Annotated in this window: 16 protein-coding genes and 1 pseudogene; 12 read left to right on the top strand and 5 right to left on the bottom strand. The window is 59.8% G+C overall.

Going from position 1 to position 14,453, the window contains the following annotated elements:
- Nucleotide 1: 1 nt before the first annotated feature.
- Nucleotides 2-703: a thiaminase II gene (tenA, locus tag DTW90_RS06980; protein WP_246664906.1), complete on the bottom strand. Its 702-nt coding sequence runs from the start codon at nucleotides 701-703 to the stop codon at nucleotides 2-4.
- A 195-nt stretch (nucleotides 704-898) separates the two neighbouring features.
- On the opposite strand from tenA, the gene DTW90_RS06985 reads away from it, so the two are divergent.
- Nucleotides 899-1,468, top strand: a complete 570-nt coding sequence (locus DTW90_RS06985) for a helix-turn-helix domain-containing protein (protein ID WP_149337306.1) — start codon at nucleotides 899-901, stop codon at nucleotides 1,466-1,468.
- A 24-nt stretch (nucleotides 1,469-1,492) separates the two neighbouring features.
- Entirely contained in the window at nucleotides 1,493-2,011 is a 519-nt protein-coding gene (locus tag DTW90_RS06990; protein WP_149337308.1) for a GNAT family N-acetyltransferase, read from the top strand.
- Here the strand turns inward: DTW90_RS06990 and DTW90_RS06995 are convergent.
- Nucleotides 1,993-2,610, bottom strand: coding sequence for an HAD-IA family hydrolase (locus DTW90_RS06995; RefSeq protein ID WP_149338371.1), 618 nt, complete (start codon nucleotides 2,608-2,610; stop codon nucleotides 1,993-1,995). The genes DTW90_RS06990 and DTW90_RS06995 overlap by 19 nt on opposite strands.
- 162 nt (nucleotides 2,611-2,772) lie before the next feature.
- Between DTW90_RS06995 and DTW90_RS07000 the strand changes: the two genes are divergently transcribed.
- The 3 genes and pseudogenes from DTW90_RS07000 (at nucleotide 2,773) to DTW90_RS07010 (ending at nucleotide 5,385) form a co-directional block, all read left to right on the top strand.
- Nucleotides 2,773-3,798 (top strand): histone deacetylase family protein, encoded by a 1,026-nt coding sequence (locus DTW90_RS07000; RefSeq protein ID WP_149337310.1) that lies wholly within the window; start codon nucleotides 2,773-2,775, stop codon nucleotides 3,796-3,798.
- Between the two features lie 13 nt (nucleotides 3,799-3,811).
- Nucleotides 3,812-4,384 (top strand): recombination regulator RecX, encoded by a 573-nt coding sequence (recX, locus tag DTW90_RS07005; RefSeq protein WP_149337312.1) that lies wholly within the window; start codon nucleotides 3,812-3,814, stop codon nucleotides 4,382-4,384.
- Between the two features lie 127 nt (nucleotides 4,385-4,511).
- Nucleotides 4,512-5,385 (top strand): annotated as a pseudogene (locus DTW90_RS07010) (EamA family transporter).
- Between the two features lie 2 nt (nucleotides 5,386-5,387).
- Here the strand turns inward: DTW90_RS07010 and DTW90_RS07015 are convergent.
- Nucleotides 5,388-5,858: a truncated hemoglobin gene (locus DTW90_RS07015; RefSeq protein ID WP_149337314.1), complete on the bottom strand. Its 471-nt coding sequence runs from the start codon at nucleotides 5,856-5,858 to the stop codon at nucleotides 5,388-5,390.
- Between the two features lie 172 nt (nucleotides 5,859-6,030).
- Here DTW90_RS07015 and mbfA point away from each other — a divergent pair, with 172 nt between their 5' ends.
- Together mbfA and DTW90_RS37010 are read left to right on the top strand one after the other, a co-directional pair.
- A complete protein-coding gene (gene mbfA / locus DTW90_RS07020; RefSeq protein WP_132520245.1) occupies nucleotides 6,031-7,011 on the top strand; it encodes an iron exporter MbfA in 981 nt (326 codons plus the stop codon).
- A gap of 116 nt (nucleotides 7,012-7,127) precedes the next feature.
- Nucleotides 7,128-7,304 (top strand): hypothetical protein, encoded by a 177-nt coding sequence (locus DTW90_RS37010; protein ID WP_188079896.1) that lies wholly within the window; start codon nucleotides 7,128-7,130, stop codon nucleotides 7,302-7,304.
- Nucleotides 7,305-7,404: 100 nt separating this feature from the next.
- Here DTW90_RS37010 and DTW90_RS07025 read toward each other — a convergent pair whose 3' ends face one another.
- The gene (locus DTW90_RS07025) at nucleotides 7,405-8,004 is read right to left on the bottom strand and encodes a transglutaminase-like cysteine peptidase (protein ID WP_149337316.1); all 600 of its coding nucleotides are present in this window, start codon (nucleotides 8,002-8,004) and stop codon (nucleotides 7,405-7,407) included.
- 193 nt (nucleotides 8,005-8,197) lie between these two features.
- Entirely contained in the window at nucleotides 8,198-9,001 is an 804-nt protein-coding gene (locus tag DTW90_RS07030) for an alpha/beta hydrolase (protein WP_149337317.1), read from the bottom strand.
- A gap of 175 nt (nucleotides 9,002-9,176) precedes the next feature.
- Between DTW90_RS07030 and infC the strand changes: the two genes are divergently transcribed.
- The 5 genes from infC to pheT all read left to right on the top strand — a co-directional run bounded on the left by infC (nucleotide 9,177) and on the right by pheT (nucleotide 14,445).
- Nucleotides 9,177-9,716, top strand: coding sequence for a translation initiation factor IF-3 (gene infC, locus DTW90_RS07035; RefSeq protein ID WP_132520253.1), 540 nt, complete (start codon nucleotides 9,177-9,179; stop codon nucleotides 9,714-9,716).
- A 329-nt stretch (nucleotides 9,717-10,045) separates the two neighbouring features.
- Nucleotides 10,046-10,249: a 50S ribosomal protein L35 gene (rpmI, locus tag DTW90_RS07040; RefSeq protein WP_003570998.1), complete on the top strand. Its 204-nt coding sequence runs from the start codon at nucleotides 10,046-10,048 to the stop codon at nucleotides 10,247-10,249.
- A 37-nt stretch (nucleotides 10,250-10,286) separates the two neighbouring features.
- Complete coding sequence (gene rplT, locus DTW90_RS07045) at nucleotides 10,287-10,691, top strand: 50S ribosomal protein L20 (RefSeq protein ID WP_132520256.1); 405 nt, start codon at nucleotides 10,287-10,289, stop codon at nucleotides 10,689-10,691.
- A gap of 232 nt (nucleotides 10,692-10,923) precedes the next feature.
- Nucleotides 10,924-12,006, top strand: coding sequence for a phenylalanine--tRNA ligase subunit alpha (pheS, locus tag DTW90_RS07050; protein WP_149337319.1), 1,083 nt, complete (start codon nucleotides 10,924-10,926; stop codon nucleotides 12,004-12,006).
- A 15-nt stretch (nucleotides 12,007-12,021) separates the two neighbouring features.
- Nucleotides 12,022-14,445, top strand: a complete 2,424-nt coding sequence (pheT, locus tag DTW90_RS07055; RefSeq protein WP_149337321.1) for a phenylalanine--tRNA ligase subunit beta — start codon at nucleotides 12,022-12,024, stop codon at nucleotides 14,443-14,445.
- The last annotated feature ends 8 nt before the right edge of the window (nucleotides 14,446-14,453 follow it).

A 14,453-nucleotide genomic window follows, 5' to 3' on the forward strand; every position in this document is an offset into this window, starting at 1 on the left:
GTCAGACGGGCCATGTCTCCAGGTTCCACGCGGAGTCCCAGAACATCCATTCATATTGCGAAGCGCGCACGAAGACATCGAGCATTTGCGTCCGCTCCGCCTCGGATGCTCCACGGGCGGCAAGGTCGGTCAAGGCGATCACTTCGCGGGCGCCGGCGGCAAATTGCGGATCGCCATAGGTGTTGATCCAGGCCTGGAATGCATTGCCTTCGATCAAGGGCCTGTTCTTGATGGCCTCGCCGACTTTCCAGTAGATCCAGAAGCAAGGCAGGATGGCGGAAAGCGCCACCGGGTAGGAGCAGTGATAGGCTGTAGCGAGCAGGAAGTTTGTATAGGCAAGGCCGGTCGGCGACGGTTCGGCAGCCTCGACATCCGCAGAGGTGATGCCGAACTGGGTCAGAAATCCCGCATGCAGACCCTGCTCGACGTTGAGAGCTTTCTGGGCTGAGCCCAAGAAGCGCAGGACCTGCGCGTTGTCAGGCGCCTTTGCCGCAACGACGGCCAGGCAGCGGGCGTAATGCTTGAGATAAAGCGCGTCCTGCAGGATGTAGTGCCGAAAGATTTCGGGCGGCAGGGTGCCGTCGGACAGCCGTTCCAGCAGCGGCAGGGCTTCGATGCTGGCGCGGATCGATGCGATCCTCTCCCATGCGGCGGTCGTGAAGCTGTCCGTTGCCGGCTGGCTGGCCATTTGGTTGTCTTGCATGCCTTTATCCATTCCAATCCTGATTGCCGGGCGGCCCGGCTTATTACAGCGCCACAATAGGCAAAAGCTATGGCAAAGACAGCGCAAAACGCACTTGCTCAGCCATTCGAAGACGATCGTCGGCTACGGTAGTTTTTGACCTTGATTCCATCATCGGATCATGTATTTCTCTTATAGTAGAAATTGGGTGCCGAGATGGAAGAAGAACTCGAAATCGCGATCGGTCTGCGTATCCGCCAGCTGCGGATCGCCAGGGGTCTGACACTCGACGAACTGGCGACAGCGTCAGGTGTCAGCCGCGCAATGATCTCCCGCATCGAGCGAGCGGAAGCCAGCCCGACGGCCTCGCTGCTTGCAAGACTTTGCGCGGCGCTCGGCCTGTCGCTGTCGGCCTTCTTTGCCGAAGAGGACAAGCTTTCCTCGCCGCTTTCCCGCCGCAACGATCAGCAGGTCTGGCGCGATCCGGAAACTGGCTATCTCAGACGTTCCGTCTCGCCTTCGGCCACGGATTCGATGGTCGATCTCATCGAGGTCGTCTTTCCCGCCGGAGCCCGCGTCAGCTTTCCGCCCCATGCGGCAAGCCACGGCATGAGGCAGCATGTCTGGCTCTTCGAGGGAGAGATGGAGATCACCTCCCGCGACACCGCCTATCACCTCAAGCCCGGCGATTGCCTCTACATGCCCGTGGGCGAGGGCCACGTCTTTCACAACCCGTCCGACAGGCCGGCGCGCTACTGCGTCGTGCTCGATCGCGGCGGCCGATAATTCCCCTCCCTTCAGGAGCAGACCATGCCAGATATCCGCCTTCTCACCGCCACCGAGGCGCGCGCCGCCATTCACGATCTCTGCGAGATATTGGCCGATTGCGTCAATGACGGCGCCTCGGTCGGCTTCATGCAGCCCTATACCTCGGCGGACGCTCTGTCCTATTGGCAAGGTGTCGTCGAAACGGTCGAAACAGGCGGAACCCTGCTTATTGTCGCCGAACTGGAGGGAACAATTGTCGGCACGGTGCAAATCGGCTTTGCTTCCATGCCGAACCAGCCACATCGCGGCGATCTGAAGAAGCTGCTGATTCACCGCTCTGCCCGCGGCAAGGGTCTTGTGCGACTGCTGATGGAAGCGGTCGAGCGGGAGGCGGCAAGACAGGGCAAGACATTGCTGGTGCTGGATACGGCAACCGGCAGCGATGCCGAAGCGATCTATCCGCGCCTTGGCTGGGAGCGGGTGGGCGTTATTCCGGACTACGCGCTGTGGCCGGAGGGTGGCTTCTGCTCCACCACCTTCTTCTACAAGCGGATCGGCTGATTGAAGTGGCTGTTTGCCGTTTCGAGCGTCATTCCGGACGTCCAATGAAGAGCATTCCACCCGAAACGTTGCGCGGCATCGATGTTTTCTACTGAATCGTCGATGAAGGCGATCTCGTGGCGTTCATAACCGGAACGCTCGGTCGCAATCCGGAAGAAATCTTCGGAAGGCTTTTTGTGACCAAGGGCAGCAGAATAAAAGATGCCGTCGAAATACTCGGAAAGCCCGAGCCGCTCCATCAGGTAAGCGGCGCGCCGATGCTCCTGGTTGGTGGCAAGAAATAGCGTGACGCCTTTGTTCCGGTACTCAACGAGCCCTTCGAGCAATTGCCTGTCCAGGCGGGAATCGTTTTCGAACCAGTAATCCATCAGCGTTTCAGGCGTGATGTTCGGCGCGATGCGGTCGAGCACACTCTTAAGGCGCGGCTCGATCTGCTCGCGGCCGGTGACGATATCCGCCCAATAGGGTTTGAAAAACGCCTGTTGCAGCATTTCGCGGGTAAGGCCGAGATCCCGCTCCAGATAGGTGAAGTACGGTAGACCATCTGCCGGACGTCCATGAACCAGCACGCCATCGACATCGACCATAAGGGCTTTCATAAAAATATCTCTCGTTCTGAAAATCGGCCGCTCTGAAAATCGGCGTGAAGATGCTGTCGTTTTGCCGCAAGGGCAAGACCATTTGGGATTACTTTTCTCTTCATCGCGAATCCGTGTAACTCTCGATCCGTCAAATGCAACCGTCATCCATAGGGGCCTGATATGCGCGTCATCTACTCCGAAGATCACAAACTGCGCGACGCCAAGACAGAGTTGCATGGCGGGCTTCTGGTGACGCCATTCGAGGGGCCGTTCCGGGCGGAATGGATACTGGAGGCCGTCAGGGATGCCGGGTTTTCGGATGTCGTCGCGCCGAATGTGCATGGGCTGGAGACGGCGCTGAAGGTCCATGATTGGGGCTATCTCGAGTTCTTGTCGAACGCCTGGGCGCTATGGAAGGCGAGCGGGGCGGAGGGCGAGGCGATCCCGACCTCCTTTCCGGTGCGCCGCTCGACACAGCGCGTGCCAAACGATATCGACGCCCTGCTCGGCTATTATGCCAACGCTGCAGAGACGGCGATCACCGAGGGCACCTATGAGGCCGCCATCGCCTCCATGAAATGCGCGCTGACGGGGGCCGACTGGCTGAATGCCGGCAATCGATTTGCCTTTTCGCTCTGCCGCCCGCCCGGCCATCATGCCGGCATCGATCTCTTTGGCGGCTATTGCTTCATCAACAACGCAGCCGTCGCCGCACAGCACCTGATCGATCTCGGCGCCAAGAAGGTCGCGATCCTCGATGTCGATTTTCACCATGGCAATGGCACGCAGGACATCACCTATGACAGGGGCGATATTTTCTTCGTCTCGCTCCACTGCGAGCCCGCTGATGCCTTTCCTTACTTCTGGGGCTATGCCGATGAAAACGGGCAGGGGCAGGGCGAAGGCTGCAATGCCAACTATCCGTTGCCGCGCGGCACGACATGGCAGCCATGGTCGGCAGCCCTTGCCGACGCGCTCTCACGGATCAAGGGGTTCGGCGCAGAAGCGATCGTGGTCTCCCTCGGCGTCGACACGTTCGAGCGCGATCCGATCAGTTTCTTCAAGCTGACATCGGAGGATTTCTTGCGCATGGGTTCCGAAATCGCCGGCGCCGGCTTGCCGGTCCTGACCCTTATGGAGGGCGGCTACGGCGTGCCGGAAATCGGCCTGAACGTCGCCAATATGCTCAAAGGGCTGGAAGCCTAGAGACGCCTCGCTGATGAATTTGCCTGTCACCGACGACGATACACCAGCTTCGGACGTTCCGACGTCGCGCATGCTTTCCTGGGCCAAGAACTCGACCATCTACAGGCTCGAACGCCGGATGATGACCGAAAAGCAGCTCTTCGATGCCATCGCCAAGAAGGCGAAATCGAAATTCGAGGATATCAGCAGCGCCCAGGTAAAGGCGCTCGCCGAATACGCGGTGAAATTCGCCTATGACCAGAAAGCGCTGGATGACGTCGCCTTCGCCGCGATCAGCACGCGCACGGCGATGCGCAATGGCAAGTCGAAGCGCGTCATCGCTCAGAAATTGTCCTTGAAGGGCGTGGCGACAGAAACGGTCCAATCGGCGGTGCAGGATGCCGACGACCTCGTCGCGGCGGTCATCTTCGCGCGGAAGCGCGGTTTCGGCCCATTCCGGCGAGGAGATCTGGATGAGAAGCGCAAGGCAAAGGAACTATCGGCCTTTGCGCGAAACGGATTCGGCTTCGAGATCGGGAGGCGGGTTTTCGAAATGGACGCGGAGGAGGCGGACGAGGTCCTTTATCCCGATCGGCCGCTGTCCTGAGCCGCGCTCAAGATCAATGCCGGTTATCCCAGCATCAGAAGATTGAATTTGCCGTGCTGCTGCAAGCCTTCTATCAACAACCCGAAATTGGGAGAAAGCAGTGGCTCAACAGCCGGGTGATATAGGGATGGATGGCGTGGAGGCGAAGCTTCAATCGGCCTCCTCATCAGGCATGGCTGCGGGCGCCCTGATGTGCCTGATGTCAATGTCGTCGATCCAGTTCGGGGCGGCGCTGTCGGCGCCGGCCATCGCCACGTTCGGGCCGGCCGGCGCATCGTGGCTGCCTTGCTTTTGCGGCCGTCATGCTTGTGGTCGCCATCCGGCCGCCGGTTTTGCGTTATAGCGGCGCGCAGTGGGGCGCTGCCCTTGTGCTCGGGACCACCACGGCCCTGATGACCATGTGCTTCTTCGCGGCGATCGAGCGCATCCCGCTTGGTCTTACTGTCGCCATCGATTTCCTCGGGCCGCTGTCTGTGGCGACGCTGGGATTTGGAATGAGCTGGCGATTGGCATGGCCGGCTCTGGCAGGAGTTGGTGTTCTTTTCCTTGCCTATGACGGAGAGGGGTGGGTCGGGAGCCTTTCCGGCGTCCTTTTCGCCGCAGGTTCAGCGGTCGGATGGGCGATCTACATTCTGCTGACCAAGAAGGTCGGCGCCGCCTTCAAGGGGCTGGAAGGTCTCTCGATGTCGCTGCTTGTCGCGGCTGTTGTCGCAACACCCTTCGGCTTTGCGGCAGCCGCTCCCCATCTCGACGCCTATGGCCTCCTGGAAATGGCAGGTCTGGCGCTATTGGTGCCGCTCTTGCCCTACGCGCTTGAGATGACCGCGCTTCGGCGCATGCCGACAGCGTCCTTCGGCATCCTCATGAGCCTGGAACCGGCCATCGGCGCACTGGCTGGCTTCGTCATCCTGACGCAGCCGATGACGATCCTCCAGATGATGGGGACGGCCCTCGTGGTGACCGCCAGCGCCGGCGCCACCTTCTCGGCTGAAAAGTCGTGAGGTCAGGCGGGTTTCCGTGCCGGATCGTCCAGAGCCGGATTGTAGAAGAGCGAGAGCGTCAGGCTCTTGGCGATGCGCTCGGCCGTCGCCATGAACCATGCCTTGGCTTCCGCATTCGGCGCGATATCGTCGAGCGTCTGCGAAAACAGGCTCAGCCATTTCGGAAAGAGCGCCGGGGTCAAGTCCTGGACGCCGAGATGTGCTTGCACCGGCTTGCCGCCATAGGCGCCGTTGCGGAAGGCGACGGCCGACCAGAAGCTTTTCATCTTGGCCATATGGTCGGGCCAGCGCCCGTTCAGCTTGGCGTCGAAAACCGGCCCGAGTTCCGGGTGATCAAGCACGCGACCGTAAAAGGTCTCCACCAATTTGTCGATGAAAGCTGCATCCACCCCGATCGCCTTCATATCGGCTTCGGCGCGCTCACGGATCGCGGCGACATGCGCTGCGCGTCCCTGAAGATCATTATCCGTCACGAATTCCACCTCGGCCGCACTATGCGGCACACCTGATATAAGCTTTCTCTGCCCGGTCCCAAAGCCCGGCGGCCTGCATTGCCGCATTGCACCGAAATCAAGCCTCGGGGCTCTTGACCCGAAACGGCCGCTTCTTTAGTTTTAGAATAATTCTAAAATGGAGATTCTCACGATGGCTGGATTTTTCAGGTCGTCCAAACGTTCTTTTTCATCTTTGACAGAACAGGAAATCCTCGCCATCGGCATTGCGGCCGAAGAAGATGACGCCCGCATCTACCTCGCCTATGCCGATGATCTCAGAGAACGCTATCCGGCATCCGCCAAGGTCTTCGAAGATATGGCGGAGGTGGAGGATACCCACCGCAAGACGCTGATCGACATGCATCGAAAGCGTTTCGGGGAGCGTATTCCGCTGATCCGCCGCGAGCATGTCAGCGGCTTTTACGAGCGAAAGCCGGATTGGCTGCGCAAGAACCTCTCGCTCGAGGCAATCAGGCAGGAGGCGGAAGCCATGGAAGCGCAGGCCTATCGCTTCTATGTCGAGGCCGCCAAACAGATTTCCGATGCTGGAACGCGCCAGCTTCTCGGCGATCTGGCCCTTGCCGAGCAGGGGCACGAGGACATTGCGCGGATGCTGGAGGGCAAGCACACGCCGGAATCCGTCAAGGAGGAGGAGGATGCGACCGCCCGTCGGCAATTCGTCCTGACCTATGTCCAGCCCGGCCTTGCGGGCCTGATGGATGGGTCGGTCTCGACGCTAGCGCCAATCTTTGCGGCCGCCTTCGCCACGCAGGATACCTGGCAGACCTTCCTTGTCGGCCTGTCCGCGTCCGTTGGCGCTGGTATTTCGATGGGATTCACCGAGGCAGCGCATGATGACGGCAAGATTTCCGGTCGTGGTTCACCGATCAAGCGCGGGCTTGCCTGCGGCATCATGACCGCGATCGGCGGCCTTGGTCACGCGCTGCCATACCTCATCCCGGATTTCTGGACCGCCACGATCACCGCCGGCATCGTCGTCTTCTTCGAGCTCTGGGCGATTGCCTTCATCCAGAACCGCTACATGGAAACGCCGTTCCTCCGGGCAGCCTTTCAGGTTGTCATCGGTGGCTCGCTGGTTCTGGCTGCCGGCATCCTGATCGGCAACGGTTGAGGTACTCCCTCGAATTTTAAGATAACGAAATATTAAAAGCGGGAACGCTCCTGTCCCTGACTGGTTTGTGTGTCGAGGCCGCAATGGTCTCGACATGAAACCCAAGGAGAAATCAAATGGCAAACCAGGGTGGAACCCATGACCAGCACGTAAAGGCCGGTCAGCAGAGCCACAAGAATATGGGCAGCCAGCAGGCTTCGTCCGGTTCCAAAAACGATCAGTCGAGCGGCAACCGTGGCGGCTCGCACGAGCAGCATGGGAAGTCTGGCCAGCAGGGCCACAAGAACAATTAGCAACTATTGCTCGATCCCAAGAGTTCGCGATCGCGAATCCGTGGATCTGAAAATAGAAAGGCCGGCAAAAGCCGGCCTTTTCTTTGATGTCTGCGTTCGATTATTTCAGCGCGCCGACCAGGACGTCGCGGCCGTTTTCGATCGTGACCCAGCGACCGGCATTATAGCTCGCCTGGCGCTTGATGTAGGAATAGGGCGTCTGGTACCAGAGCTTTATATCGTCGCTCAGATTGTCGAGAATGTAGTCGCCCTGCGCGGTGCGAAGCGTCAGTACGGCATGGCCTTCGCCATCCGGCTTGCGCACGACAGTCATCAGCAGATCGGATGTCGGAATACCGCGCTGGATGAGCATGCGGCGCTTCAGCAGCGCAAAATCTTCGCAATCGCCGGCGGTGACGGGATAGGCCCAGTATTCCTCGACGCCGTAAATGTCCTGATCGGTCGCCGGCGTGATGGTCTTGTTGACGTACAGATTGACCTGGCTGATCAGCGTCCAGGTCTCGGGCGTCATGCTGACCGGCATCAATTCGCGGGTCGGGCCGCATTCGTTGCTGTAACGCTGGCAGAAATCGTAGTGCCCGATCGGCTGGGAGGTCACGTCACCGACAACCATCGATGGCGTGTTCTGTGTCGCCGGCATCGCCGGCGTGGACATGACAATAATAGCCGCCAAGGCTACGAACAGGCCCTTGATACGCACACCCAACTTCCTTGTATCGCCCCGTCATTTATTAACGAATTGTTAATGGAGGGGGGTGCGGGAAGTCAATCGTTACTTATTCGTTAACGCCGGTTACTCCTAAACATGGTTAAAATGGCACATAAACAGGAGCTTACGTTGCGTAAGTTCGGCGCAAATTTGGCCGATAAAAAGGCAGATGCCGTCAAATTGATTAACGTGCCGCCATTGCCTCGGCTGCAGCAAGCATACGGTCCAAATCCTGCGGCCGCGACAGCCGGTGGTCGCCGTCCCGGATGAGCGTCAGCACGACATCATCGGCCGGCAGGTGCTCGACCAATTTCAGCGCGTGGGCAAAAGGAACATCCGCGTCCTGCATGCCCTGCAGAATATGCACGGGGCATCCCGTCTCGATCATGCCGGTCAAGACCTGGTTGGCGCGGCCGTCCTCGATCAGCGCCCTGGTGAAGATGTTCGGCTCGGGGCTGTATTCCGACCGTTCCTCGACATAGCCCTTCTCCGCAAGGGCCTTCCTTTCCGCCTCTGAAAGGTTTGGCTCGATCAGGTCTATGGTGAAATCGGGCGCAGGCGCGATCAGCACCATGCCCTGGACGACAGGCGCTTTCTTCCGCTTGCGCAATTCCTGGGCGATGCGCAGCGCAATCCAGCCGCCCATGGAGGAACCGACGAGCACGAGGCGCTTCGGTTTGACGTGGTCGAGCACGGCAAGCGCCTCGTCGAGCCAGCGGGAAATCGTGCCGTTGGTGAATTTGCCGCATGACAGGCCATGGCCGGAATAGTCGAAACGGATGCAGCCAAGCCCGCGCCGTTCGGCAAGGGCGTCCAGTTCCAGCGCCTTGGTGCCGCTCATGTCCGAACGATAGCCGGAGAGCCAGACAAATGTTGTGCCGGCAACCTTCTTTGTCGCTGGACGGATGAGCATGGCGATCTGCCGTTCCTGATCGCCGGTCCCGATGGAAAGAAATTGCGTCTCTTGGGTCTTTGGCGCCTCGGACATCGGTAACTCCTAGATTTACACTCTATAAAACAGATTCGCGGATGGCTGACAGGAGGTGATTTTTCCGTTAAGGCGTGCTATTGACTTCATAGCAGCAGTCACGACATTGCCGTCAGTTGCGCCGACGGAGGCTTGAGGCTGCAATCATCCGAAATAAATCTAGGAGAGTACGACCATTCGCAGACCTTTTAAAACCGACGCGCCCGTAAAGGAAGGGCCGCGTTCAAATAGGGAAATACGCATTCCCAAAATTCAGCTGATCACGGCTGATGGACAGAACATGGGCGTTGTCCCGACCGACCAGGCATTGAAGATGGCAGAGGAAGCCGGCCTCGATCTGGTTGAGATTTCTCCCAATGCTGAGCCGCCCGTATGCAAGATACTCGATCTCGGTAAGCTGAAATACGCCAACCAGAAGAAGGCCGCCGAGGCTCGCAAGAAGCAGAAGATCGTCGAAATCAAAGAAATCAAGATGCGCCCGAACATCGACACCCACGACTATGAGGTGAAGATGAAGGCGATGGGTCGCTTCTTCGACGAGGGCGATAAGGTCAAGGTAACCCTGAAGTTCCGTGGCCGCGAAATGGCTCACCAGGAACTCGGCATGAAGCTTCTGCAGCAGGTCAAGGAAGACACGCTGGAAATTGCCAAGGTTGAGGCTGAGCCGAAGCTTGAAGGCCGCCAGATGATGATGGTGCTCGCGCCCAAGGCGTGAGCGCGCCATCCGGTGGAAGACCGAGCCGTCCGAAGGGGCGGCTTTTTCTTTTCTGCATCTTCTTCTTTGCCCCCTCGTTCTGGGTTGTCACACGCAAGTCAAAATTCCGCCTGACGCCCCGTTGCACTTTGGCGGCGCTGCGGTTATAAGCGCGCGTCCGAACTGACCGGCAGGGCATGCCGTGGCGGTTCAGAATGCTTGCAAGACGGTTCGTCACCGCTCTAGCAGTTCAACAACACAAGCACCCGCGCTTTTGCGGACCCGGCAAGCCGGATCTGCGAGGGGCGCTTTTTCATAAAGCGCAGACGGGGCACAAAAGGAGTAGCAAAATGCCCAAGATGAAGACGAAATCCTCTGCCAAGAAGCGGTTCAAGATCACCGCGACCGGCAAGGTAAAGGCCGCCGCTGCTGGCAAGCGCCACGGCATGATCAAGCGCACCAACAAGTTCATTCGCGATGCACGCGGCACCATGGTTCTCGCAGAACCCGATGGCCGCAAGGTTATCAAGAATTACTTGCCGAACGGTCTCTAAGACTTTTCGTAACGCTTAAGACTAAGGAGATCATGACATGGCACGCGTAAAAAGAGGCGTAGCAGCCCACGCCAAGCACAAGAAGGTTCTGAAGCAGGCCAAGGGCTTCTACGGCCGCCGCAAGAACACCATCCGTACCGCAAAGGCAGCTGTCGATCGCGCCAAGCAGTACGCAACCCGTGACCGCAAGGTCAACAAGCGCAATTTCCGCGCTCTCTGGATCCAGCGTATCAACGCTGCCGTCCGCGAATTCGGCCTGACCTATGGCCGCTTCATCGACGGCCTCAACAAGGCTGGCATCGAAGTCGACCGCAAGGTTCTCTCCGACATGGCGATCCACGAGCCGGAAGCATTCGGCGCGCTGGTTGCAGCCGCCAAGAAGGCGCTCGAGTACCTCAAGGACTCTGGCACCCCGAACGAGTTTGAAGGCGCGGTTCGTTGAGCCGCGCACGTTCGTAAGAACGTGCAAAGCTGGCTCAACGCTTAAAGTGGCGCATGTACCTTTCGAGCGGGCTTCGCCCGCACGGGACATGCGCTGCCAGCACTTCCCAGGCTTTACGCTTTTTTGAATTTTGGGAAACCCGCGCTGGTTTGGGCTAGCGCGGGTTTTTCTTTCTCTGTACTGCTTGCGCCGACTTTTCATGACCTGCCCGATCCCGGACGGAAAGAAGACAATGTCAGATATCGATCAGCTGAAATCCTCACTGCTTGCCGAGATTGCGGCCGCCGCTGACGAGCCGGCGCTTGAAGCCGTGCGCCTATCTGCCCTCGGCAAGAAGGGCTCGATCTCCGAACTCCTGAAGACGCTTGGCGCCATGACGCCGGAAGAGCGCCAGACCCGCGGCGCTGCGATCAACGGCCTGAAGAACGAGGTCACGGAAGCGCTTTCTGACCGCCGCGCGACGCTGAAGGACGCGGCAATCAATGCCCGCCTGAAGGCCGAGACCGTTGACGTCAGCCTGCCGGTCCGCTCCTCGCCGGTCGAACGCGGCCGCATTCACCCGATCAGCCAGATCGTCGATGAAATCACCGCCATCTTCGGCGACATGGGTTTCTCGATCGCGGAAGGTCCCGATATCGAGACGGACTACTATAATTTCACGGCGCTGAATTTCCCGGAAGGCCATCCGGCCCGCGAGATGCACGACACCTTCTTCTTCAATCCGGATGAAAAGGGTGAGCGTAAAGTGTTGCGCACGCACACGTCGCCTGTGCAGATCCGCACCATGGAGGCGCAGAAGCCGCCGATCCGCATCATCATCCCCGGCAAGACCTATCGTCAGGACAGCGACGCGACGCACTCGCCGATGTTCCATCAGGTCGAGGGCCTCGTGGTCGACAAGAAGGCCAACGTCGCCAATATCCGCTGGGTGCTCGAGGAATTCTGCAAGGCCTTTTTCGAGGTCGACAGCGTGACGATGCGTTTCCGCCCGTCCTTCTTCCCCTTCACCGAGCCCTCCTTCGAGGTCGATATCCAGTGCGACCGCTCCGGTCCGATCGTCAAGTTCGGCGAAGGCACGGACTGGATGGAAATCCTCGGCTGCGGCATGGTTCACCCGAACGTGCTGCGCGCGGGCGGGCTCGATCCGGACGAATATCAGGGCTTTGCCTGGGGCATGGGCCTCGATCGCATTGCCATGCTGAAATACGGCATGCCTGATCTGCGCGACTTCTTCAACGCCGATGTCCGCTGGATGACCCACTATGGCTTCCGCCCCCTCGACATGCCGACGCTGTTCGGCGGTCTGAGCGTGTAAGGAAGGATTGGACCAATGAAATTCACACTCTCCTGGCTCAAGGATCATCTGGAAACGGATGCCACCCTCGATGAAATCTGCACACGCCTCACCCAGATCGGTCTGGAGGTCGAGGATGTCGATGACAAGGCGGCATTCAAGCCCTTCGTCATCGCCAAGGTTCTCTCGGCGGAAAAGCATCCGCAGGCTGATCGGCTGAAGGTGCTAATGGTCGATATCGGGCAGGGCGCTCCGGTTCAGGTCGTCTGCGGCGCTCCGAATGCGCGCGAGGGGCTGGTCGGCGCCTTCGCCGCTCCCGGCACCTATGTTCCCGGCATCGACGTGACGCTTGCCGTCGGCAATATCCGCGGCGTCGAAAGCCGCGGCATGATGTGCTCGGAAAAGGAACTGCAGATATCAGACAGTCACGACGGGATCATCGATCTTCCGGGTGATGCGCCTGTTGGCACCAGCTATGCCGCTTTCGCCCATCTTGACGATCCGGTCATCGAGATCAACCTGACGCCGAACCGTCCGGATTGCACTTCGATCTACGGCATCGCACGCGATCTCTCGGCCTCGGGTCTCGGCACTCTGAAGGCACGTCATGTTCCGTCCTTCCCGGTCAGCGGCGGGACGCCGGTCAGCGTGACGCTCGATCTCGATGATCCCAAGCTTTGCCCCGGTTTCGGCCTGCGCCTCGTACGCGGCGTCAAGAACGGCCCGAGCCCGAAATGGATGCAGCAGCGCCTGCTCGCCATCGGCCTGCGCCCGATCAGCGCCCTCGTCGACATCACCAACTACATGACCTTCGACCAGGGCCGCCCGATGCACGTCTTCGACGCGGCAAAGGTTCAGGGCAACCTGACAGTCCGCCGGGCAAAAGAGGGTGAGACGGTACTGGCGCTCGACCAGCGCGAATATAAGCTCGGCCCGAACAACGTCGTCATTGCCGACGAGAACGGCGTCGAGTCGATTGGCGGCATCATGGGCGGCGAACATTCCGGCTGCGATGAGAACACGACCGACGTCCTGATCGAATCCGCGCTTTGGGATCCGATGAACATCGCCAAGTCCGGCCGCGGTCTCGGCATCATCACGGATGCACGCTATCGTTTCGAGCGCGGCGTCGATCCGGAATACATGATCCCCGGCCTCGAGCGCACGACCGAACTGGTGCTGGAATGCTGCGGCGGTACTGCCGCCGAGGCGAAGATCGTCGGCTATGAAGGTTACAAGGCCAAGATCGTCGATTTCCCTTATTCCGAGGTCAAGCGCCTGACCGGCCTCGAAGTCTCGACGGATGAGGGCAAGTCGATCCTCGAAAAGCTCGGCTTCTCCGTTTCCGGCACCAGTGAACGTGTCTCTGTCTCCGTGCCCTCCTGGCGGCCGGATGTCGATGGCAAGGCGGATCTGGTCGAGGAGATCATGCGCATCCACGGCGTCGACAACATCAAGCCGGCGCCGCTGGAAAGCCATGCGGCCGTCAACGGCAAGATCCTGACGACGCTGCAGATCCGCACCCGCATCGCCAAACGGGCGCTTGCATCCCGCGGCATGCTGGAAGCCGTGAACTGGTCCTTCATCCCGGCGGACCAGGCGACATTGTTTGGCGGCGGCTCGGATGCGCTGAAGCTCGCAAACCCGATTGCAGCTGATATGTCCGACATGCGCCCGTCGTTGCTGCCCGGCCTGCTCACAGCAGCGCAACGCAACGCCGACAAAGGCTACGGCGATGTGGCGATCTTCGAGGTCTCCGGCACCTATGAGAATGATCGGCCGGAAGGCCAGCGCCGCGCCGCCGGCGGCATCCGCCGCGGCACGGCCTCGCTCGCCGGTTCCGGCCGCATGTGGTCCAACGCTGCCAAGGGCGGCGGCAAGCCGGTCGATGTTTTCGATGCCAAGGCTGATGCGCTGGCTGTGATCGAAGCCTGCGGCCTGCCGATGGCCAATATCCAGATCGAGCAGGGTGGCCCCGCCTGGTATCATCCGGGTCGTTCCGGCACGATCAAGATGGGTCCGAAGGTAGTTCTCGGCTATTTCGGCGAGTTCCATCCGAAGACGCTTGATGCCCTTGATGTCGGCGGCGCCCTCTGCGGCTTCGAAGTCTATGTCGACGCCATGCCTGAACCGAAGAAGAAGGCGACGCGTACCAAGCCGGCGCTGGAGCTTTCGCCCTTCCAGGCCGTCAAGCGCGACTTCGCCTTCGTGGTCGACAAGTCTGTTGAAGCAGGCGCGATCATCCGCGCTGCGACCAGCGCCGACCGCAAGCTGATATCGGGCGTCAACGTCTTCGACATATTCGAAGGCGCGTCGCTCGGCGAGGACAAGAAGTCCGTCGCGATCGAGGTCCAGATCCAGCCCGCAGAGCGGACGCTGACGGATGAGGATTTCGAAGCCCTGACGCAGAAGATCGTCACCAACGTCACCAAGACGACCGGCGGCGTGCTCAGAGGGTAAATATCAAA

The sequence above is a fragment of the Neorhizobium sp. P12A genome (assembly GCF_008365395.1).
GTDB lineage: Bacteria > Pseudomonadota > Alphaproteobacteria > Rhizobiales > Rhizobiaceae > Rhizobium.